The organism is Pseudoflavonifractor sp. BSD2780061688st1 E11 (genome assembly GCF_005844125.1).
GTDB classification, from domain to species: Bacteria; Bacillota; Clostridia; order Lachnospirales; family Lachnospiraceae; genus Sellimonas; species Sellimonas catena.
Genome location: NZ_SPHM01000054.1, coordinates 1 through 20,271, shown reverse-complemented (window position 1 = coordinate 20,271; position 20,271 = coordinate 1). Strand labels below are relative to the sequence as shown.

Sequence of the window (20,271 nt, the reverse complement as noted above, 5' to 3'; positions counted from 1 at the left end):
GGACGACTGGCTCTCGCTAACGGATCCGGTGGCTCTATTTCATGAGATTGGGTGGCTCTGCCACCGCAGAATATTCAAAAGTCATAGTCTTCAAAGATTGAAGCCGGAATGAACCATTTTTTGTTTTCCTTAATGTAATTCTGGATATCATTTTCTTTTTTAGCAGAATCGAGTACTTTTAACAACTGTTCTGCTTCATAATCTAGATCTATGTCACGATACCAGCCATATTGAAATTCATAAAAATTCTTTGGCACTGTGTAATCCATTTTATTTCTCCATCCATACATATTTATGACATATTATGTTGCCTTGCTACTTTATCATAGTTTGAGGTATTCTGGTATATAAAAATCGCAGGGCTGTTACAAACCCACTGTAGTTCGGAGAATTTATGCTAATAATAGAAAATTATCAGAACATACATATGTAAATTATAATCCTTCATAATATTGTTGAATAAGTTTTGCCATTAATTTTCTACGTTCCTGTAGAAATTCATCATAATTTTCTACTGTCATTTCAAAAATATTATTAGGAATACAGTTTTCCTCCAGATTTTCGTTCAACATTTCTTTTGTTGAGAGGTTACCAAAAACGATATTTTTTGTTTCACATTGTTCTTTCACTTTTGTGAAATAGATGGCCGGAGCATCATCGCTAATAGCTTTATTTACTTGTGTGTCCAAATAAATATAGTTTGCAATCTGATTATATTTCGTCTTTGATGTTACACCATTCTTCTTCAAATATGACTTTGGAAAAATATGATGTACATCCCCTGAAATAGTTATTAAATCTGATATTTTCGTACCATTCATCATTAAGGAATTACAATTCTGATTTATTTGTGCTGCCAAAAATATGTTAAATGCAGGGCTATTGATTGATGAAGTTTCCATATCTTGTGGCAATGTAATCGCCCAGAAAGTTTCGGATAATGCAGATTCCTCAACTTCTGAAAAAAACTTCAAAAATCCTTTTTCACTGATATTTCTCATATCTCTATCCATCTGTGTTTCCGGTGAACCAATATATCTGGAAGTCAACGTTGTAAGTACAAACCATTTCTGTACATATCGTTTAATCTGTGCATTCGGAATTTCCGGATCATTCAATAGCATAAGATATAGTGTATATGCAAAATCCAATGTCATTCTTGAATTAAGCAGCTTACTGGATACAAATCCCGCCCCCTTGATTGCCATAATAAATTGAGAAAAGTTATATTTATTAATAAAGTTCATAATTCCTTTATCTAATTTCTTATACGAATCTTCTATAATATCATCACGAAACTCTTTCGTAATAAAGTCTCTACCAGACAACAAACTTACCAAATCAGCCAACTTCCCACGTCTGAATTGATGCATAAATGATACTCTTAACATATCTCCATAATCTGGGTCATAAATATCATCATGATCATTTGCCAGCCACTTGATTTTATCCGCATATTTAGAATCCTGAAACTCCTTATCATTCAATAAATGAGAATAAAAATCCGGTTTTACTGACAAATGGCAGAAATAGTCTACTGTTTTTCTCATCATACTACCATTATGCACTGAATCCGCTGCCATCTTAGACATAACAAAGTCAGACTGACTCAACGGTGTGCCTTTTGAGTTAATACGAATAAAAATCTCAGTTACTTCATCAATATCCAATGTTGCATCCAATTCTATTACACCTATTTGACGATTAGCAATACTTTTTAGTTCTGTAATTGCTTTATTTACCACATTGGGCTTAACACCTTCATTAACTTCACAATAAGCAATCGAAAATTCAAACGGATCAAATTCCGGCTCAAAAACAGCAGAAATATCTGGAATCCATTTTTTATCTTTCAAATGCGAAGCATCCTGCACAGCAAATCTTTTTGTTTCATCCTCTGTCAAAGGATTGAATGCTATTTTAATACGTTCTTTATTAAAATCATCATCTAAAACTTCTTTTCCTGATATAGCAGCCATTAAAGCCGTTACACGTTGCTGACCATCAATTAACACCTTTTTTCCATTGGCTTTTCCGCCATCTTTAGTCTTTATATCTGGATTCTTCCAAGTAATAATATACCCTGTAGGATATCCATTATATAAAGAATCAATCAAATCCCTAACCTGACTTCGTTTCCATACAAATGGACGCTGAATTTCAGGTATAACAAAATCTTCTGCGTCAATCAGCCCTAAAATCGCATGAACTGAATATTGCATTAACGTAAATTTCTCACCAGTCATTGCTACACCTCTTATATATCATTAGTATTCTTTAATTCAAAATGCAAATTTTGCCCTTTTGATTCCACTTTGTCATTTGAACCATTTTCAAAGCGTCAAATTGACACTTTGGAACCAACTTTTGATACTTTGAAAGTTATTTTACTTAATATAGAATTCTGAAATAGTCCAAATACGCCTTATATCGATCCTGTGCGGTCAGGCAGGTATCTGTCAAATAGCCTTTTTCATTGTCCCACTCTTTCAATCCGCGATAATAGAACAATTTCAAAGTATCCTCAATGATGAACGGCACAATATTATATTTCAGGCATTCCTTAAACATAATCAGTCTACCCACTCGCCCATTGCCATCCTGAAACGGATGGATTCGCTCAAACTTTACATGGAAGTCCAAAATATCTTCGAATGTCTTTCCTTCCTTGGCATTATACTCCATTAATAAAGCTTTCATCTTATCGGCAACTTCTTCCGGAAGGGCAGTAACCATGCCGCCCACCTCATTTGGCAGTTTCTTGTAATCACCCACTGCAAACCATTCTTTTCTGGAATCGCTGGTTCCATTTTTCAAAGTCAGATGAAGTTCCTTAATAAACTTCTCAGTCAAAGCAGATTTTGCATGGTCGATGATCATATCGATACAACGAAAATGATTTGCTGTTTCAATCACATCGTCTACATTAAGAACTTCATTTTCCACACCGATGGTATTAGTTTCAAAAATATATCTGGTCTGATCGTGGGTCAGACGGCTTCCCTCCATATGGTTCGAGTTATATGTTAAATCAATCTGTGTCTTATGGTAAATACCACCAGAATATTTATTTACTTTTTGTTCCCTCAAGATATCCAGCAAAGTAGTCGGATGTTCTTTCTTTTTATTGGAACGCTCTGGTTTTTCGGCGTTCTCCGGAATATTCCAGGTCTTTCCGGTAAGAAAAGCCCCCTGCACACGTCCATGAGCACAGTAATTTCTCACACTACGCTCCGATATATTCCATTTTTTTGCAATTTCAGCAACAGAAAGGTATCGCATCTGCTTTCCTCCATTATAAATCGAATTAAATACTACACCAATGTATAATATAGTATATCACATTATCGGCAATAAATCCAACATTCTCCTGGTTTATCGGCATGTTTTTGCCGTTTTCGGAAATATCAATTCCTGGAACAGACTTGTTGACCTGACGGAACCGATCTACCAACGGATTGATACCGCAAAGCCCCAGCAATATCATAACTATATATATCATTCTAAGAATTATTATCTTCATTTTTCTTCTCTACTTGATAATCATAAATGAAGAATGAAAAACGCTGGAATATGTCCACTATCCGCAACTTAGATATATCTGAATTTTCAATCGTGGAAAAACCAGAAACACACTATCTTGTAACTGTACCTATATCGCATGACACACCTTTTGAACAAGAGATAGAATTGGCGGTAACAGAAACAAAGAAATACCAGTTGAGGCGTTTGCATGACGCTTCTTATGGCGCCATACTACCGGTAGAAAAACTGTATTGCGGCAATCTTAACGGCTATTCGGCCCTTTATATTGAGTTACCGTTTCCTACACACCGAAAGGGGCTTCATGTTCAACCAAAAGGAAAATATCTAAGGGCTTTTTGCAAAGGAGATTGGAACAATTTACCCGGACGTTATACGGAAATTCTCGCCTATGCAAAGGAAAACAATCTGCAATTTTGCGGTTCTGCATATGAAAAAGGTATCAACGAGCTTGTCATTGATACCTAAGACGATTATATCACTCAAATTGAGATACCCATTAAAACGGAATAGTGCGGGCTACTGTCTTTCCAGCAATGTTTCCCGAGCATACGACAGGCAAAATTAAAGTCCTTGCTCTCAAGATATTGAACGGCCTCTTCTGCTGTTTTGACAAAATGGGCGCCTTCTTCTGCTTCTTTGAAGCTCAGCACAACAACCTCCAGGTTTTCAAATACATCTTTCATAAAAAGAACCTTTGGAAAGCATGGCATCCATGGCAGTAACCCTTATTTGTTCCGGTGTGTCCGGAATGCTCGACTCCCCTCGTTGATATTGACAACCCTCCCCTTCAATGCTAATATTTTTCTGGTAAAAATGCCTCTAAAAAGGGGCGTGGTTCTCCGCGCCGGAAAGGATCAATTGTCATGAATACTCTAAAGAAAATATATTGCAGGACGTTTCAGACCGGATTAAAGATTGCCCTTCCGTTCCTGCCTTACCGGACACCAAAGGTCGTTGGAAGCGTGACTGTCCTGCCGGAAGTGATCCGCAGAAAAAACTGCAGTAAAGTCCTGATCATCACAGATGCAGGCATACGGAAGCTCGGCCTGACTGTGCGCCTGGAAAAGGCGCTGGATCGTGACGGGATTCCTTACTGTATCTACGATAAGACCGTAGCCAATCCTACTACTGTGAATGTGTCCGAGGCCATCGATCTTTATAAAACAGAAGGCTGTGACTGTATTATCGGGTTCGGCGGTGGTTCCAGTATGGACTGCGCCAAGGCAGTCGGAGCCTGCATCGTCAAACCAAAGCAGACGCTTGCAAAAATGAAGGGAATTCTGAAAGTCCACAAAAAGCTGCCGCTTCTGATGGCTGTTCCGACTACTGCCGGTACCGGAAGTGAGACGACGCTGGCTGCAGTGATCACGGATGCCCAGACGCGCCACAAATATGCGATCAACGATTTCCCGCTGATCCCGCGGTATGCGGTTCTGGATCCGAAAGTCACGTTAAGTCTGCCTCCATTTATCACCGCAACTACCGGTATGGATGCTCTGACCCACGCTGTGGAAGCATACATCGGCAATTCCACTACTTACGGAACACGCAAAGACGCTCTTATGGCTGTCAAACTGATTTTTGAAAACATTGATACGGTATATGAAGATGGAAGCAACGTGGAAGCGCGGCGTAATATGTTGCGGGCTTCTTTCTATGCCGGATGTGCATTTACAAAATCCTATGTAGGATATGTCCACGCCATTGCCCACTCTCTTGGCGGGGAATACAATGTACCACATGGTCTTGCAAATGCAGTCATTCTTCCAATGGTATTAAAGGCCTATGGTGAAACGATTCATAAGAAACTTTCACGTCTGGCTGTTGCCGCCGGTCTGGCTGACAAGGACACGCCTTATGACGAAGCAGCTGAGCGCTTTATTTCGGCCATTCAAGATATGAAAAAGAGATTTGGCATCGGTGATTATATTCCGGAAATCCGGGAAACCGATGTTCCGAAGCTCGCGCATTATGCCGACAAGGAGGCCAATCCCCTCTATCCGGTTCCGGTACTGATGAATGCGGCAGAGCTTGAAACTTTTTACTATATGCTGATGCCTGAGCCGGCAGATCCGGCAGAAGATTTTGAAGAAACCAACGAACCTGTTGATGAGGAAGGAGTGACAAAACATGACGGAACAGGAAATTAAAGACCTTGTTACCAGACAGAGGAAATACTTTCAAACCGGAGCGACACTTCCGGTCAGTGCGCGGACTGCTGCACTTCGCAAACTATATGCTGCCATCTCTTCCAATGAAAAAGAAATTCATAACGCACTGAAAAAAGATCTTGGAAAAAGCGCGTTTGAAAGCTACATGTGTGAAACCGGACTCGTTCTGGAGGAAATCAGCTACATGCTGAAACATGTACAACGGTTTGCAGGCGAAAAGAGAGTTCGTACTCCGCTGGCTCAGTTTCATTCCAGAAGTTATCAGAAACCGTCACCTTACGGTGTTGTACTCATTATGAGCCCATGGAATTATCCGTTTATGCTGACGCTGTCCCCGCTGGTGGATGCCCTTGCTGCAGGAAATACCGCTGTCGTAAAACCAAGCGCCTATTCTCCGTACACAAGCGAAGCGCTTCAAACCATCCTGTCGCAGTGTTTTGATCCTCAGTATGTGTCTGTTGTAACCGGAGGCCGGGCTGAGAATACCTGTCTTTTGAAGGAACATTTTGACTATATTTTCTTTACCGGAAGCCAGGCTGTTGGAAAAGAAGTCATGCGAAACGCGGCAGAACATCTGACGCCTGTCACCTTAGAGCTGGGCGGAAAGAGCCCTTGTATTGTAGATCAGACTGCCGATATCAAACTGGCAGCAAGACGAATCGTATTCGGAAAATATCTGAACTGCGGACAGACCTGTGTTGCACCGGACTATATTTACTGCCACCGTGCTGTTAAGGACAGGCTGATCAAAGAAGTGCAAAAGCAGATTCAAAAGCAGTACGGAAAACAGCCGCTTCGGAATCCAAATTACGGTAAAATCATCAACGAAAAACATTTTGACCGGATTCTTGGGCTGATTGACGAGAAAAAGGTTGTGCATGGTGGAAACTCCGACCGGAAAACACTCCGCATCGAGCCTACGGTTCTGGATCATGTGACCTTTCAGGATGCAGTCATGCAGGAGGAAATCTTCGGACCTCTCATGCCGGTTCTGACATTTGACAACCTGGATGACGTGATCCGTAAAATCAATTCCATGCCTCATCCGCTGGCGCTTTACTTCTTTACTTCCGACAAAGCGGCGGCAAAAAAAGTGACTTCCCGCTGCGGATTCGGCGGAGGCTGCATCAATGATACGATCATCCATCTTGCCACTACCGAAATGGGATTTGGAGGATTTGGTGAAAGCGGCATGGGCGCTTACCATGGAAAGATCGGCTTTGATACCTTCTCCCACTATAAGAGTATCGTAGATAAGAAAACCTGGATTGACCTGCCGATGCGTTATCAGCCATACCAGAAGCTGCATGAAAAAATGGTACGCTTCTTCCTGAAATAGCCTTTTCGGAAACAAGATTTAAAATCATAACACTTTTTCTATATTCAAAAACCTGCCGCACGCTATGTTGTGCGACAGGTTTTTTCATCATCCGAACACTCTTCGATATGCTTATTTTACCTCAACCAGCTCGATCCGGAAATTCAGTTCTTTTCCTGCCATCTCATGGTTGGCGTCAAATGTGATGGATGTCTCATCTTTCTCAACGACAGTCACCGGGATTGGCTGGCCGTACTGACCGCTGAGGTAAACTTTCTCACCCGGCTCCAGATCTTCTGATCCCGGCAGCTGTGCCATTTCAATCATGAAAATGGCATTTGGATCCGGCATGCCGTATGCTTCTTCCGGCATCAGATGAATATCTACAATCTCTCCCACTTCCATATTAGCAACAGCAGCATCAAATCCACGGATCATCTGTCCTGCACCGCAGATAAATTCCAGCGGTTCTCCACGGTCATAAGAAGAATCAAACTGGGTACCATCGTTGAAAGTTCCTCTATAATGTGTTTTACAGATTTTACCTGCATTGCGTCCGGTAATCGGAGGCTGGTGGGATCCGCATCCGGCACAGCTTCCGCAGCTGCCGCCGCAGGAATGTTCTTCGTCATGCTGACCGCAGTCATGTTCTTCTCCGTGATGTCCGCAGCTGTGTTCCTCGTCATGGTGGTGGTCACAGGTTGCACCGGAGGAAGTCAGTTCTCCCTTCAGATATGCTTCTACTGCCTGATCCACATCGCCTTCCGCTCCGGAACATAATTCGATACCTGCTTCTTCCAGGGCTGCCTGCGCTCCGCCGCCGATTCCGCCGCAGATCAGTACATTGACACCCTGTTCTGCCAGCAGGCCTGCCAGTGCGCCATGTCCTGTTCCATTAGAACCGATCACTTCACTGGAAACCACGTTCTGACCTTCTACTTCGTAAATTTTGAAATTCTCTGTTTTTCCAAAATGCTGAAAAATGTTTCCGTTATCATAGGTTACTGCTATTTTCATGTTTTCTTTTCTCCTCATTTATTTCTATTTGTAAATCTGGCTATTCTATTATAAAACATCATCCGCTGATTTCCAAGTCTTTATGCCAGAATCTGCTCCGGATGAAAATTCAGGTAATCTCCCGACACAAGGAAATAACGGACTCCCCGGTAAGTCCCCCGGATGCTGTCTCCAAATCTCTGTTCTCCATGGCAGTGGGAATACACGACCACTTCCACCCCGTACTCTTCCGCAATCCGGGTAAATGGCGAGGTCTTCTCCAAAACATTGGTCGGCGGATAATGCAGAAACATCACAAACTTCCGGTATCCGGCCTCTTCCGCCTGGCGGAAAGACTCCCGAAGCCGCTCCATTTCTCTTGCAACGAGCTTTTTCGCCTGCTCTTCGCGTTCCTCATCCCATCCAAGGATTCTCCCCTGAAAATCCAGATAGAATGGTCCTTCAAACGTATATCCCTTCGTCCCTACCAGCGCATAGTCCTGATAGGCGGCAAAATTATTCTGCAAAAAGAAGAGCCGTCCATCATATTCCTCATTCAGCCGTCTGGTCTTCTTCGCATCCCAGAACATATCGTGATTGCCCCGAAGCAGAATCTTCCGCCCCGGCAGCCGTTCGATGAAATCAAGATCCTCCCGGCATTCTGAAAGCTTCCTGCCCCAGGAATGATCGCCGGTCAGCACAAGGGTATCCTCCGGCCTCACGATGCGATTCACGTACTTTTCTATTTTACGTTCATGGTGTTTCCACACTTTTCCAAATGCGTCCATCGGCTTGTCTGCCTGAAAGCTTAAATGCAGATCCCCTAATGCATACAATGCCATCCGGAATCACCTCCCCCTGCCCAAATAAATGCTAGAAATCGTACCGGCGGATTTCGCAGTTTTTCACTCCAAATGTCGCGTATTCTTCGTTCGTCATGTCGGTAAAATACGACTGTACAACTCTGGCGATTCCGTTGTGCGCAACCAGAATGTACGTCTTTTCGTCTGACTCTGCCTTGATGTTATCCAGCAGATTATAGATTCTCTGGGCCAGCTGGAGCGTCGATTCTCCGTTTCCATGGTGGCTGGCAAACTGTTCTTTTTCCTTCTGGAAATCAGCGGCATTTCTTGGAGATGTACCCTCCCATTTGCCGAAATGCTGCTCGATCAGCCGCGGTTCTGCCTTTGCCGGAATCCCCATGATTTCAGAAATATGCCGTGCTGTCTCTGCTGCCCGGACAAGCGGAGAATACAGAATTTCATCCGCCTGGATGCCTTCTTCCAGAAATTTCCTGCCTGTCTCCACAGCCTGCTGATGACCGTACTCGGTCAGTTCACTATCTGTCCTTCCACAGATCTTACCTTCTACGTTCCAAACGGTCTGCCCGTGTCTTACAAAATAAAAATGTCCCATATCTGTTTCTCTCCTGTTTTATTTTCCATCTGAAAGGAACCGTTCCACTGCCCGGTTGAATGTCTCTGGATTTTTTGCTGCAATAAAGTGATCCCCTTTCAGGCAGACGAATTTCGCCCCCGGGATACTCTTTGCAATCAGCAGGGAATGCCGATGCCGGATCATGTCATTCTTTCCTACGAGAACCAGTGTCTTAGAAGAAATTCTGCTCAGATCTTCCGGACGGATATACGGATCCTTCACCATAAGTCCCAGTAGCTCCTTTTGCTTTTTCGCCTTTTGGGAAACCGGCGCAAGGAGCGATGCCGCGCCATATCCCGCCCAGATCGGCAGTACAATCAATGTCTTCATTCCGGAAGGATAAAGATTTGCGCCGTTCAAAATGAGTTTTCTCACTTTCTGTGGATATTGAAGTGCAAACACCAGTGCCGTATTTCCTCCATCACTGAACCCGAGAATGTCTGCCCGCTCAATTCCCTTTTCTTCCATGAAGTCATGCAGATCCTCCGCAAACTGCCGAATGGTAAACGGGGCATTTCCTCGCGGACTTTGCCCGTGTCCTCTCGTATCGATTGCGATTACTTTTCGTGTTTTGGCAAAATGCCTGATCTGACGGGCAAAGTAGCGGCTTTCTTCCCCGTTTCCGTGCAGTAAAATCAGCGGTTCTCCTGTTCCTCTTTCGATGGAATAGAGCCGGATGTCACTCATCTTGTCCCTCCCGCTTTTATAAGCTGCCAAACAGTTCTTTTGCTTTTTCCATTCTTTCCACGACCGGAACATCGAACGGACATCGTGTCTCGCAGCCTTTGCATGCAATGCAGTCTTTTGCATTGGCTGAAAGTCCTTCATAATGCGCCTTGACTGTTGCCGGCACTTCTTCCTGCATGGCAGCCAGATCATAGAGTTTGTTCACCATGGCAATATCGATCCCTGCCGGGCAAGGTGCACAGTGTCCACAATATGTGCATTGTCCACTGTAGGCATGTTGCGGCGCCCTGGCCAGCACGCTCGCATAATCCTTTTCCTCTTCTGTGGCGTTCTCATAAGCAACCGCCTCCTTGACATGTTCTGTCGTATCATATCCTGCCAGCACACTTGCCACACCCGGTCTTGTAAGGGCATAGTGAATACACTGAACCGGAGTCAGGGCCACTCCAAACGGAGAAGTCTTTTCGGAAAAAAGACGTCCTCCCGCATATCCTTTCATAACGGTGATTCCGACACCCCGCTGTTCACAGATCTGATACAGCTCCGCCCGTTCCGGATCGATGCCCTGAAGATGTTCCTCATAAGACTCCGCAAAGTATGTATTCAGATCTTCGCTTGCCGGAAGCAGATCAAACGCCGGATTGATACTGAACAAAATCATCTCGATTTCGCCGCTTAATGCCGCAAGCTTTGCCACTTTCGGATTGTGAGTACTCATTCCAATATGGTGAATGATTCCCTTTTCTTTCTGTTCCTTTACATAAGCCAGAAATTCTCCTTCCATGATCCGGTGAAATTCTGCCTCTTCATCCACAAAATGAATCATGCCAAGGTCAATATAATCTGTCTGAAGGCGTGTCAGCAGGTCCTGAAATGCTTCTTTTACCTTCGCAAGATCCCGGGTGCGGACATACTGTCCGTTCTGCCATGTTGATCCAAAATGCCCCTGAATGATCCATTTTTCTCTTTTCCCCTCCAGTGCTTTCCCGATATTGGAGCGTACATTCGGCTCCGACATCCAGCAGTCCAGAATGTTGATTCCATAGCTTTCGCAACAGTCAATAATCTCTTTTACTTCTGCTTCGTTGTGGCGCTCCAGCCACTCTGCTCCTAATCCAATTTCACTGACCTTTAATCCTGTATTTCCCAATTCACGATATCTCATTTCGTTTCCCTCCTGATGTTTCCGGCTTTTTAACCTATTCGTTTCCACTCCAGTAAATTCTTTTCTCAAACCCGCCTCGTTTTCTTCGTTTCTCATCTCGTACTTTAAGCAGATCTTCTCTGGAATATCCTCTGGCCTTACAGATGGCGGATAACACTTCCAGAATATCTGCCAGTTCTTCCAGAGACTTATCCGCCTGATACTCTGCCACCTCTTCCTGCAGCTTTCTATCCAGTTCATTCAGATACTCTTCCTGATCCAGAATACGGGTGACAGGCGTCTTCCCATCCGCCCGAATGATATCCGGTATATTGTCCCGAACCAGCTTTCCTTCTCTCATTGTGTCACGTCCTTTATAATTTGTCGTATTCACTGTTTCTTGCTTTTTCTGAGTAATTTCATCCAGATCCAGTCCACTTACTCCATTATATCATTCCCCTTTTATTTATAAAAGGCGGAAAGCCCAATCCTTTAACAGTTCCCGGTATACACATACTTCAGGTATTTCTCTGCAATCTGCTTCATCCTGTACACCTGCCTGACCTCTGTTGCTTTCCGATCGGTCATCTGATATCTTGGGAAAAATCTGGACACATGCAGTGGGATCTCCGGACTCAGTGAGGCAATCCATGCTGCCTCCTGTTCCATTTCTTCTTTTGAATCATTTTCACCCGGCACAATGAGTGTCGTCAGTTCCACATGGCAGTCCTTTGCCGCTCTTTCAATAAACGCTTTTACCGTATTCAGATTTCCACCAAGTTTTCTGTAATAATCTTCTGTAAATCCTTTCAAATCAATATTCACCGCATCTATATATGGTAAAATTTCTTCCAGGATTTCCAGTTCCACTGATCCATTGGTGACCACTACCGTTTTCATTCCATTTTGTTTTACCAGACAGGCTGTGTCCCGGACAAATTCGTATCCTACAAGCGGTTCATTGTAAGTAAATGCCACTCCGATATTTCCGGCATTTTGATACCCGGAAGCAAGCCGGGCCAGCTGAGCCGGTGTCACGTCCTGCCATCCAATCTCCGTCTGTCCGGCCATGGAAATCTCATGATTCTGGCAGAACGGGCAGAAAAGATTGCACCCAAAGCTTCCTACCGAAAGGATTTTGCTTCCCGGATAAAACCGGGCCAACGGTTTCTTTTCGATCGGATCCAGCATTGCGGATGTTACTTTTCCGTAATTCACACTGATAATCTTGCCATTTTCGTTCTTTCTTGCCCTGCATCTGCCGTACTGTCCTTCCAGAAGCGCGCAATAATGCATACAGACCGGGCATACTTTCCTGCCATCGGATGAATTTCCCATCTCATTACGTTTTTCTTCTCTGCTCAAAAATGTCTCACCACCTCAAAGCGTTCCAGTTTGATATCTTCTGCCTCTTCCGGGATACCTGCTTTTCTTTTCGCAATGGCAATCTGCTCGTCTACGGTATCAACTCCTTCCAGATTCGGAAGCAGAAGTCCCCGTTTGATTCCTTTGCTTACGATAACGCCGTAGCGTTTCACATCCAGCTGTTCCGGCGAAGCAATTTCTTCCGTCTCTCCCAGAACATCCACACTGTACACAAGCCGGTCCAGTTCTTCTGCTTCTACTGCGTCAAATCTCGGATCTTTCACCGCTGCGCTGATAGCATTCTCAACAATCTCCTCCGCAAGCGTTCCCCGTACCGGCGCAATTGTCCCGATGCACCCGCGCAGTCTTCCCTCTTCTTTGAGAGATACAAAGGCTCCAGCCCTCTTGTGATACAATTCTTCCGGCAGACCTTCCGGAATGGAAATCTTCCTGCCGGTCCTCACATATGTTTCGATTGTCTGCCGTGCAAGCTTTACATAAGGATCTTCCTTTTCGCTCCGCTCTTTTGCTTCTTTTTTCACATTTTCCTCATGCTGATGCAAAAAATCTCTTTGCGGATCCATACCTTCTACTTCAAAGGTGCAGATCCCATATCCTACTCCAAATGGGCCTTCATAGGAAAGTCTTTTCGCACGAACTTTTCTACGGTCCAGCGCTCCTGCCAGGATCAGGAAGGACCGCTGTCCGCACTCTGCCGCCTGTCCGCAGAAATCTTCTGTAAAATCAAAGAGTTTTCCAAACTCTGCACTTCCCATCACCTGCATGATCCGCTCATCATATTCCGGTCCTTCTTTCCGGAAGCCATACGGACCGTCTGCCTTTAATCTATGAGACAGATCCCCGCTTCCGATCACCACAATTTTTCTGCCACACAGTTCCGCCGCTTTCTGAATACATTGCCCAAGCATGTAGTGCATTGAAAACGGGAGTCCGGAAAGGCCAATCCGAACCACCTTGTATTCCCGGTCATAATGATTGAGAAACCAGAGCGGAATCATAGTGCCGTGATCCAGCCTTCTGTCCTGCTCACCCAATGTTCCTGCCGGAATCTCCCTTGCCTGCGCTTCCTGCGACAGTACTTTCACAAATTCGGTATCATACTGCACCGGAATCTTCACTTGAGAAGCCCCAAACCTACCAAAGCTTCCTTCCGCGCTTTTCCCCGGCGAAATATGAAAATAGTCTGCATACATTACCGTGTGCGGTGATAACACCACAACAGTATCCGGCTTCCACTCTGCAATCTTTTTTACCGCTTTGTGGTATGAAGCAATCGTATCCTGAATTCCCCGTTCCTGTCCGCGTCCAACCTCCGGTATGATCAAAGGCGGATGAGGTACCATCACTGCTCCTGTTACTGCCATCGTCTCTCCTCCTTCCTTTTATTTTCCATGGCTGTTCTGTTTTTTCCTGTTTCAGCAAGCATTTCCAACTCTTTTTCAAGTTCCGGCGGAATGCTTCGGGCACTTCGCACCGGACCGACTCCATAAAGTTTCATCCGTTCTCTATTCATTTCATCCGGCATAAATCGATGCTTCAATTTCAGTTCCATGGTCCGGCTCTTATCCTGATTCCCTCCCGGATCTTCAAATCCTCCTGTACCGGTTACTTCACACTGATACAAAACAGCAGAAACCGGTGCTGCCATATAAATATAGACCAGATCTCCGGTATGAATATTGCCACGCTGATGCCAGTCAATAGTGCTGCTTTCTGCAAAAGCTGCTTCCAAATCAAAGTATCCGGGATTAGCAGGGATAAGCCAGGCCCGTTTCCTTTCACAGTGCAGCTTTTCTTTTGTCTTTTTACTCGCTGTCAGAAGATAGCTTTGATCCAGCAGTGCAAGAATCTGCTCTTTTTCTACCGTTCCATCAAGAAGAATGGAAATCCAGTTTTTCTTATTCATATGATACCCCGGCAGAATTCCCTTGCCTGACACCAGAAATCCAGCCATATCCGGATCACACTTTACATTCAGTACTTCGATATATCCTGTCCCGTGTAGTCCCATGCTCTCCTTTCGGACTTCCAGCATCACCCCGTACCATTTTCTATTATCATTATGACGCAGCACAAAATCCGGAGTTTTCCATGGATAATCCGGGCTTGTGCCGTAAGTATGCAGGACATAGTCCAGGATTTCTTTTTTCAGACACGCTTTTTGCGATTCTGCCCTCTTCATCTTGATCACCTCTTTTTTATTTTAACACTATGCTTCAGAGGTTTCATCTGCTTTCCAAAAGAAAATGACACAGAGTCCCGTTCTCTCTGTGTCATCTTGTACTGCTGTTTTTGTATGATCATTCCGGTATCAGGAAAGAATGGTCCGAACCATCTTTTCATCAAATTGAACCGATTTCACATGATCAACTTCAATCTGATAAAGTGCGTTTGCCGCAAGGTGCTCTGCCGCCTGCTCCAGATCCCGGATACCGCTTGTCTCTTTGTGCAGGTCGATGACTGCATCCAGACCATCATCCGTCAGTGTGCATTCATTCTCCTGCATGCCGATTCTTTTCAGTACCTTTGGAAGTGCATACTGAGAGAAAATCACCTTTTTCTCCTCCGGTGTGTAATCCGGAAGCTCAATTACCGCAAACCGGGACATGAGCGGCGCGCTGATCTGATCTTTATCGTTGGCCGTCGCAATCGGATAAACTCCTACGGTCGGAATCATACATTCGATATAATTATCTGTAAATCCAAGGTTATCAAGCAGTGTCAAAAGCACATCTGCCGGATTGCCGTTTCCTTTTCCGGATGCCGCCTTGTCAAGCTCATTGATGATAAATACAAGGTTGGATTCCCCTGCCATGGAAAAAGCATCCATAATGATTCCCGGCTTTGCATTGGCATAAATCCGTGAGCTCCCGGTCAGCTGTTCCGGATCGTTGATGGAACTCATATCCAACGTAGTCCATGGGAGTTTCAAAATCCTTGCTACCGCATAGGCAATCTGAGACTTTCCGGTTCCCGCAGGTCCTACCAGAAGCAGGCCATAGGCCGGAAGGGTGTGAGTCCGGTTGATCTGGATAATCGTTTCAATAATCCGCTGCTTTACCTGCTCCATTCCATAAAGTTCCTCATCCAGAATTCTCCTTGCTTCTTCCGGATCAATTGCCTGGAAGTAATTCCCTTTCCACTGGATGTTCATCATAATAGAAAGAGCCCTCTGTGCATGCCGGCGCTCCTCCGCTGAAACCTCGTGAGAGCGGGCTACAGCAAGGTTTCTCCTTGCCCAGAGCCGGATATTATCCGGAAGCGTCCTACCGGCACAGGTGATAAAGTCCGTAATACTCTGGATACTGGTCAACTTCATGCTGTCTCCTGTCTCCTCCTCATCTTCATCCGGGATTTCTTCGGACGGTGCATCACTTGTAAGAAGACGTTCAATCATAAACTGCAGGAAGCCATCCTCCGCTGAAAGCTTGGATCCTCCGCCAAAGGCAATCTCACGGATCTTATACACAGCATATCCGTCCTCCCGGTCCGCCCCGGAAAGCCGGACATTAATATGATTTTCTCCCATCCATTTGAGAAGACTTACAAAACGGGCATCAATCTGTAAAATATCGGCGCTGACCGTTCCTTCTTCTCCTTTGAATTCAAAGGCAGTCCGGCGGACCGGATTCGTAAATACTCCGATCGAATGGTGCTGAAGCTTTCCCTTACTGTTGTCAAGTACAAGCATCGGGTGCTCCGCCGATGCTTCCTGTTCGCTGGAATAAAATACTGTATAAGTACATTCCGGTGTTTTTCCCTCTTCCGGCGTATTATTAAAATCAAAAACTGGCATGGTGCATACTCCTGTCTTTTGTCGAATTTTCTTTAGTTTAGCATAAAATAGGAGATGGTACAATCCATGTTTCTTTTTCCATATATGGAAAAGTAATGATTCAGGATTTCCTGTTTTCTATGATCTCTTTGATTTTCCTCGCCTCTTCTGTCAATGGATGAATTTTCCCAAGAATGCCGCGGTAGAACTCCCTGATATCCGGATCCTGCAAAACGGAATAAACCTGACTGTTTTTCTCTGCTGTCTGCAAAAGCACTTCTCTTTCCTCCGGGGTCCAGTCATCAATTTTTCTGAGTTTCCGGATAACCGAGTGGGTACTGGCAAAATTCGGGCTGTTTTCCAGCTCCATGAGCAATCCGGCCTTTTCCCGGTCTTCTTCGCTGCTTTTTCTATCTGCTTCAATCCTTTCCCTTTTACACTGGTAATGAAGTGCTTCCAGAGATTCGTTGGCTGCTGTCCGGTCGATAATGGATTTTACAAGACGATCCAGCTCTGAATTTTCTGTGTAATCCGCCGGAGCGAAATATCGAATCCTTCCGTCACGCATCATTTTATATACTTTGGCTTTATCCTCTGTCTGTGCGTCATACACACCGATCGAGTGCCCGCCGTATGTCGTAACCAGTTTCATGCATGGAATATCCGTATCACTATCTCCGATATAAACAATGTTTCTGAATGGTACACGGATTTCTTCCGGTGAAAAAGATTCATTCACTGCCGGATCGTTAATGTCCAGCACTCCTTTCTCAATTCGGAACAAAAACTGTGTTTTACTTGTATAATTGATCACCTGGGCAGGCCAGACCGCTACGTCATGATCATTAAAGTAAAAGGAACTTGCATATATTTTTTCAAATGCTCCTGACCTGGCAACGGAAGTGCCTTCAATCATTTCTTTAAGTCCGGAAGAAATAATATAGTGTTCCACAATCACACCCTGTTCTTTCCCGTACTTGCGGATGCGCTCAAACCATTGTTCTACACCCGGGAACAGCTTTACATTGGCACCGTATTCTGCCAGCTTCCTGCGGGTGAAAAGCACTTTCCCTTCCGCCTCCTGTTTCATCAGATACATATATGCGAGATTCTGATCCATCTCATTTTCCGCAGCAAGGATATTGGATTTTTTCCAGAATTCCGGAATATCATAACCAACCGATTGGATATATCCCTGCGCCTGCATATCATCCGGCGACAATGTCTTGTCAAAGTCATAACAGATCGCAACAACCGGCCTGTCTTCTTTTTGTTTTCTTACATATTCTTTTTCTGACAAAAGTCCTTTCCTCCTCCTTTCATCAATTCCACCAGATATCTCTGCGCTTTTTCAGTATAGAAAAAGATCTCATACGGATTCCCTTTTTCACTGATCCGTTCTTCCGGCTCAATTCCGGCCTTTCTTCCTTTTTCTGTCAATACTGTTCTGGCATATCCGTTATAAAACTGTTGTTTCAGACAGCCTTCTTCCAGAAGTCTTTCTGTAAGCCATTTATTTGTCAAACGTTTCATCTGTTTTTCATCTCTTAATTCATTCACCTGCGAAACAAATTCGCTTAATGTCATTCTTGGCGTATACTGAATGCCAAAAAGAATCTCTTTCGTCAGCCGAAAGTCTTCTTTTCGCCCTTTTCCCCGCCTTTCCGTCAATGGAATTTCATCTTTCGGACCTGAATTTTGATTTTCTGCTGTATCCCGCTGCCCTCCGGTTACGCTTTGAATTTTTTGTAAAATGGCTTCTCCGTACTGCTCTGCTTTCCGTTCACCCATGCCATTTACTTTCAGAAGTTCTTCTTTTGTAAACGGCATGCGTACGCACAGATCACGAAGCGTTTTATCCGAAGCCACCATATATGGAGGTATCGACCGTCTTCTTGCAAGTTCTGCGCGAAGTTCCCGCAGTGATTCAAACAACTCTTTCCCCTTTTCCGACAAATCCATCACGAGAACGGATTTTTTACTGTCCCGCTTTTTCTCTTCTTCTTTTTTATATGCGATGATAAAAGGAGTATTTTGCTCCATCAATTCTCCAGAAGTTCCCGTCAGATGGAGGATGGCATACTTATCCTCCGTCTGTCTCAGATATCCTCGCTCCACCATTGTACGGATAATTTCCTTGATCCTCGTCTGTCCAAGCTTACTCTGTTTTCCATAAGCAGGGTTTTCTTCCATTCTGTAATTACGTATTTTTGCCGTGTTTTCTCCCAGAAGAGTCCCGGCGATCATGTTCATTCCAAACCTCTGTCCGGATGTCCTGACACATAGGATGACATCGGCTGCCGCTTCGGAAGCATCCATTTCTTCAAACTCTTCCTGACAGTTGGAACAGTTCCGGCACTGCTCTTTTCCCTTTTCTCCAAAATAATGAAGAATATATGCCCTGAGACATTTCGTCGTTGTGCAGTACATCTCCATCTTTCGCAGGCGGTCCATGTCCTGTGCCTGAATCGTCCTCAGTTCCTCTTCCGTATATTCTCTGTCCTGTTCCTTACTCTCCAGAAGGAATCGGTTAATGACCGTATCCTGCGGCGAATAATACAAAATACATTCTGCCGGTTCGCCGTCACGTCCTGCTCTTCCGGCCTCCTGATAGTAATTTTCCATACTCTGGGGCATATTGAAGTGAAGGACAAACCGTACATTGGATTTGTCAATCCCCATCCCAAACGCATTGGTGGCAATCATTACCTTTGTCCGGTCATAAATGAAGTCCTCCTGACTGATTCTTCTTGCCTCCGTGCTCATTCCTGCATGATAACGCCCGACAGAAAATCCAGCGTTCTCCAGCTCCAGATATAATTCATCCACGCCCTTTCTGGTAGCACAGTAAATGATCCCGCTCTCTTCTATGTGATCTTCCAGATAACGGCGGATCCTCTCCTTTTTCTGCTTTGTTCTCTGTACTTCAAAGTACAGATTTTCTCTGTCGAATCCGGTTACCGTCTCATAAGGATGTTCCAGCTCCAAAGAAACGCGGATGTCAGTTCTGACCCGCTCGGTTGCAGTAGCTGTAAATGCCGAAACAACCGGGCGGACCGGAAGCATATGTACAAAAGACAGAATTCGAAGATAGCTTGGTCTGAAATCCTGACCCCACTGAGAGATACAGTGGGCTTCATCCACCGTAATCATGGAAATCTCCGCGTGACAGGCAAAATCCAAAAACCGGGGCGTCTCAAGACGCTCCGGCGCCACATAGATAATCTTATACTGTCCGGTCTTTGCAAGTTCCATCGCCTTTGCAATCTGGTTTTCCGTCAGTGCACTGTTAATATAGGCCGCATGTACACCAGCTTCATTCAACGCCTTCACCTGATCGATCATCAGGGAAATCAAAGGGGAAACGACAATTGTAATTCCAGGAAGCATCAGTGCAGGAAGCTGATAGCAAAGAGATTTCCCTGCTCCGGTGGGCATGACTGCAAATACATCTCTTCCAGAAAGGATCTGTCTGATGACCGTCTCCTGTTCTGGTCGAAATGTGTCATAACCAAAGTAGGTTTTGAGGGTGGTATACAGCTGTTGGTCAAGTTCATTTCTAAATTGTACTTCATCTATGGTTTTATTTTGGTTCATCAGCAATATTTAAGATCTATCCTTTCTTTCCATAAATTATTCTATAAAAAATATATACCTAATTTATATTATAGCATATTAAAAATCAAATAAAGAATTCTCTTTATCTTTTTAAAATACTTTCATAAAATATTGTCCCCGACTTTGCCACTTTCTCCATTCTAACAACTGAAAAATATATTGAAAATACAGCCTTTGGGTTGTATTTTTTTAC

The 20,271-nt window shown here is 44.4% G+C and carries 19 protein-coding genes; 3 read left to right on the top strand and 16 right to left on the bottom strand.

Annotated elements, in window-relative coordinates:
- Positions 1–74: 74 nt before the first annotated feature.
- From FGQ85_RS16485 to FGQ85_RS16475, 3 genes are all read right to left on the bottom strand, one after another.
- Positions 75–269, bottom strand: coding sequence for a hypothetical protein (locus tag FGQ85_RS16485; protein WP_138374001.1), 195 nt, complete (start codon positions 267–269; stop codon positions 75–77).
- A gap of 165 nt (positions 270–434) precedes the next feature.
- A complete protein-coding gene (locus FGQ85_RS16480; RefSeq protein WP_138374000.1) occupies positions 435–2,246 on the bottom strand; it encodes a DUF262 domain-containing protein in 1,812 nt (603 codons plus the stop codon).
- A 145-nt stretch (positions 2,247–2,391) separates the two neighbouring features.
- The gene (locus FGQ85_RS16475) at positions 2,392–3,282 is read right to left on the bottom strand and encodes a Fic family protein (RefSeq protein ID WP_138373999.1); all 891 of its coding nucleotides are present in this window, start codon (positions 3,280–3,282) and stop codon (positions 2,392–2,394) included.
- A 267-nt stretch (positions 3,283–3,549) separates the two neighbouring features.
- Between FGQ85_RS16475 and FGQ85_RS16470 the strand changes: the two genes are divergently transcribed.
- Positions 3,550–4,011, top strand: a complete 462-nt coding sequence (locus FGQ85_RS16470) for a hypothetical protein (protein WP_138373998.1) — start codon at positions 3,550–3,552, stop codon at positions 4,009–4,011.
- Between the two features lie 14 nt (positions 4,012–4,025).
- On the opposite strand, the gene FGQ85_RS16465 is transcribed toward FGQ85_RS16470, so the two are convergent.
- On the bottom strand, positions 4,026–4,229 hold the full coding sequence (locus FGQ85_RS16465; protein ID WP_138373997.1) for a hypothetical protein: 204 nt from the start codon (positions 4,227–4,229) through the stop codon (positions 4,026–4,028).
- Between the two features lie 180 nt (positions 4,230–4,409).
- Between FGQ85_RS16465 and FGQ85_RS16460 the strand changes: the two genes are divergently transcribed.
- Together FGQ85_RS16460 and FGQ85_RS16455 are read left to right on the top strand one after the other, a co-directional pair.
- Positions 4,410–5,696 (top strand): iron-containing alcohol dehydrogenase, encoded by a 1,287-nt coding sequence (locus tag FGQ85_RS16460; protein WP_138373996.1) that lies wholly within the window; start codon positions 4,410–4,412, stop codon positions 5,694–5,696.
- On the top strand, positions 5,677–7,056 hold the full coding sequence (locus FGQ85_RS16455; protein ID WP_138373995.1) for an aldehyde dehydrogenase: 1,380 nt from the start codon (positions 5,677–5,679) through the stop codon (positions 7,054–7,056). The genes FGQ85_RS16460 and FGQ85_RS16455 overlap by 20 nt, the downstream gene beginning before the upstream one ends.
- Positions 7,057–7,167: 111 nt before the next feature.
- Here FGQ85_RS16455 and FGQ85_RS16450 read toward each other — a convergent pair whose 3' ends face one another.
- The 12 genes from FGQ85_RS16450 to recQ all read right to left on the bottom strand — a co-directional run bounded on the left by FGQ85_RS16450 (position 7,168) and on the right by recQ (position 20,057).
- A complete protein-coding gene (locus FGQ85_RS16450) occupies positions 7,168–8,052 on the bottom strand; it encodes a NifB/NifX family molybdenum-iron cluster-binding protein (RefSeq protein WP_118635890.1) in 885 nt (294 codons plus the stop codon).
- Positions 8,053–8,132: 80 nt separating this feature from the next.
- A complete protein-coding gene (locus FGQ85_RS16445; protein ID WP_087255092.1) occupies positions 8,133–8,873 on the bottom strand; it encodes a metallophosphoesterase in 741 nt (246 codons plus the stop codon).
- 31 nt (positions 8,874–8,904) lie between these two features.
- On the bottom strand, positions 8,905–9,447 hold the full coding sequence (locus FGQ85_RS16440) for a histidine phosphatase family protein (RefSeq protein WP_138373994.1): 543 nt from the start codon (positions 9,445–9,447) through the stop codon (positions 8,905–8,907).
- A gap of 18 nt (positions 9,448–9,465) precedes the next feature.
- Positions 9,466–10,155, bottom strand: coding sequence for an alpha/beta hydrolase (locus FGQ85_RS16435; protein WP_138373993.1), 690 nt, complete (start codon positions 10,153–10,155; stop codon positions 9,466–9,468).
- A gap of 16 nt (positions 10,156–10,171) precedes the next feature.
- Positions 10,172–11,320 (bottom strand): aldo/keto reductase, encoded by a 1,149-nt coding sequence (locus FGQ85_RS16430; protein WP_138373992.1) that lies wholly within the window; start codon positions 11,318–11,320, stop codon positions 10,172–10,174.
- A gap of 34 nt (positions 11,321–11,354) precedes the next feature.
- Positions 11,355–11,660 (bottom strand): nucleoside triphosphate pyrophosphohydrolase, encoded by a 306-nt coding sequence (locus tag FGQ85_RS16425; protein WP_138373991.1) that lies wholly within the window; start codon positions 11,658–11,660, stop codon positions 11,355–11,357.
- 131 nt (positions 11,661–11,791) lie between these two features.
- Entirely contained in the window at positions 11,792–12,637 is an 846-nt protein-coding gene (amrS, locus tag FGQ85_RS16420) for an AmmeMemoRadiSam system radical SAM enzyme (RefSeq protein ID WP_138374003.1), read from the bottom strand.
- A gap of 23 nt (positions 12,638–12,660) precedes the next feature.
- Positions 12,661–14,049: an AmmeMemoRadiSam system protein A gene (gene amrA / locus FGQ85_RS16415; protein WP_118635897.1), complete on the bottom strand. Its 1,389-nt coding sequence runs from the start codon at positions 14,047–14,049 to the stop codon at positions 12,661–12,663.
- Complete coding sequence (locus FGQ85_RS16410; protein WP_138373990.1) at positions 14,040–14,867, bottom strand: MmcQ/YjbR family DNA-binding protein; 828 nt, start codon at positions 14,865–14,867, stop codon at positions 14,040–14,042. The genes amrA and FGQ85_RS16410 overlap by 10 nt, the downstream gene beginning before the upstream one ends.
- A gap of 129 nt (positions 14,868–14,996) precedes the next feature.
- Complete coding sequence (locus FGQ85_RS16405; RefSeq protein WP_118635901.1) at positions 14,997–16,481, bottom strand: AAA family ATPase; 1,485 nt, start codon at positions 16,479–16,481, stop codon at positions 14,997–14,999.
- Between the two features lie 100 nt (positions 16,482–16,581).
- Positions 16,582–17,760: an HAD family hydrolase gene (locus FGQ85_RS16400; protein ID WP_138373989.1), complete on the bottom strand. Its 1,179-nt coding sequence runs from the start codon at positions 17,758–17,760 to the stop codon at positions 16,582–16,584.
- A complete protein-coding gene (gene recQ, locus FGQ85_RS16395; RefSeq protein WP_138374002.1) occupies positions 17,739–20,057 on the bottom strand; it encodes a DNA helicase RecQ in 2,319 nt (772 codons plus the stop codon). The genes FGQ85_RS16400 and recQ overlap by 22 nt, the downstream gene beginning before the upstream one ends.
- Between the last annotated feature and the right edge of the window lie 214 nt (positions 20,058–20,271).

Excerpts from the sequence above, each read along its gene's own strand:
- FGQ85_RS16470 (WP_138373998.1), top strand. The coding sequence starts at position 3,550 with ATGAAGAATGAAAAACGCTGGAATATGTCCACTATCCGCAACTTAGAT.
- FGQ85_RS16450 (WP_118635890.1), bottom strand. The coding sequence starts at position 8,052 with ATGAAAATAGCAGTAACCTATGATAACGGAAACATTTTTCAGCATTTT.
- FGQ85_RS16485 (WP_138374001.1), bottom strand. The coding sequence starts at position 269 with ATGGATTACACAGTGCCAAAGAATTTTTATGAATTTCAATATGGCTGG.
- FGQ85_RS16430 (WP_138373992.1), bottom strand. The coding sequence starts at position 11,320 with ATGAGATATCGTGAATTGGGAAATACAGGATTAAAGGTCAGTGAAATT.
- FGQ85_RS16455 (WP_138373995.1), top strand. The coding sequence starts at position 5,677 with ATGACGGAACAGGAAATTAAAGACCTTGTTACCAGACAGAGGAAATAC.
- FGQ85_RS16480 (WP_138374000.1), bottom strand. The coding sequence starts at position 2,246 with ATGACTGGTGAGAAATTTACGTTAATGCAATATTCAGTTCATGCGATT.
- FGQ85_RS16405 (WP_118635901.1), bottom strand. The coding sequence starts at position 16,481 with ATGCCAGTTTTTGATTTTAATAATACGCCGGAAGAGGGAAAAACACCG.
- FGQ85_RS16445 (WP_087255092.1), bottom strand. The coding sequence starts at position 8,873 with ATGGCATTGTATGCATTAGGGGATCTGCATTTAAGCTTTCAGGCAGAC.
- recQ (WP_138374002.1), bottom strand. The coding sequence starts at position 20,057 with ATGAACCAAAATAAAACCATAGATGAAGTACAATTTAGAAATGAACTT.
- FGQ85_RS16440 (WP_138373994.1), bottom strand. The coding sequence starts at position 9,447 with ATGGGACATTTTTATTTTGTAAGACACGGGCAGACCGTTTGGAACGTA.
- FGQ85_RS16465 (WP_138373997.1), bottom strand. The coding sequence starts at position 4,229 with ATGAAAGATGTATTTGAAAACCTGGAGGTTGTTGTGCTGAGCTTCAAA.
- FGQ85_RS16425 (WP_138373991.1), bottom strand. The coding sequence starts at position 11,660 with ATGAGAGAAGGAAAGCTGGTTCGGGACAATATACCGGATATCATTCGG.
- FGQ85_RS16460 (WP_138373996.1), top strand. The coding sequence starts at position 4,410 with ATGAATACTCTAAAGAAAATATATTGCAGGACGTTTCAGACCGGATTA.
- amrS (WP_138374003.1), bottom strand. The coding sequence starts at position 12,637 with ATGGGAAATTCATCCGATGGCAGGAAAGTATGCCCGGTCTGTATGCAT.
- amrA (WP_118635897.1), bottom strand. The coding sequence starts at position 14,049 with ATGGCAGTAACAGGAGCAGTGATGGTACCTCATCCGCCTTTGATCATA.
- FGQ85_RS16475 (WP_138373999.1), bottom strand. The coding sequence starts at position 3,282 with ATGCGATACCTTTCTGTTGCTGAAATTGCAAAAAAATGGAATATATCG.
- FGQ85_RS16410 (WP_138373990.1), bottom strand. The coding sequence starts at position 14,867 with ATGAAGAGGGCAGAATCGCAAAAAGCGTGTCTGAAAAAAGAAATCCTG.
- FGQ85_RS16435 (WP_138373993.1), bottom strand. The coding sequence starts at position 10,155 with ATGAGTGACATCCGGCTCTATTCCATCGAAAGAGGAACAGGAGAACCG.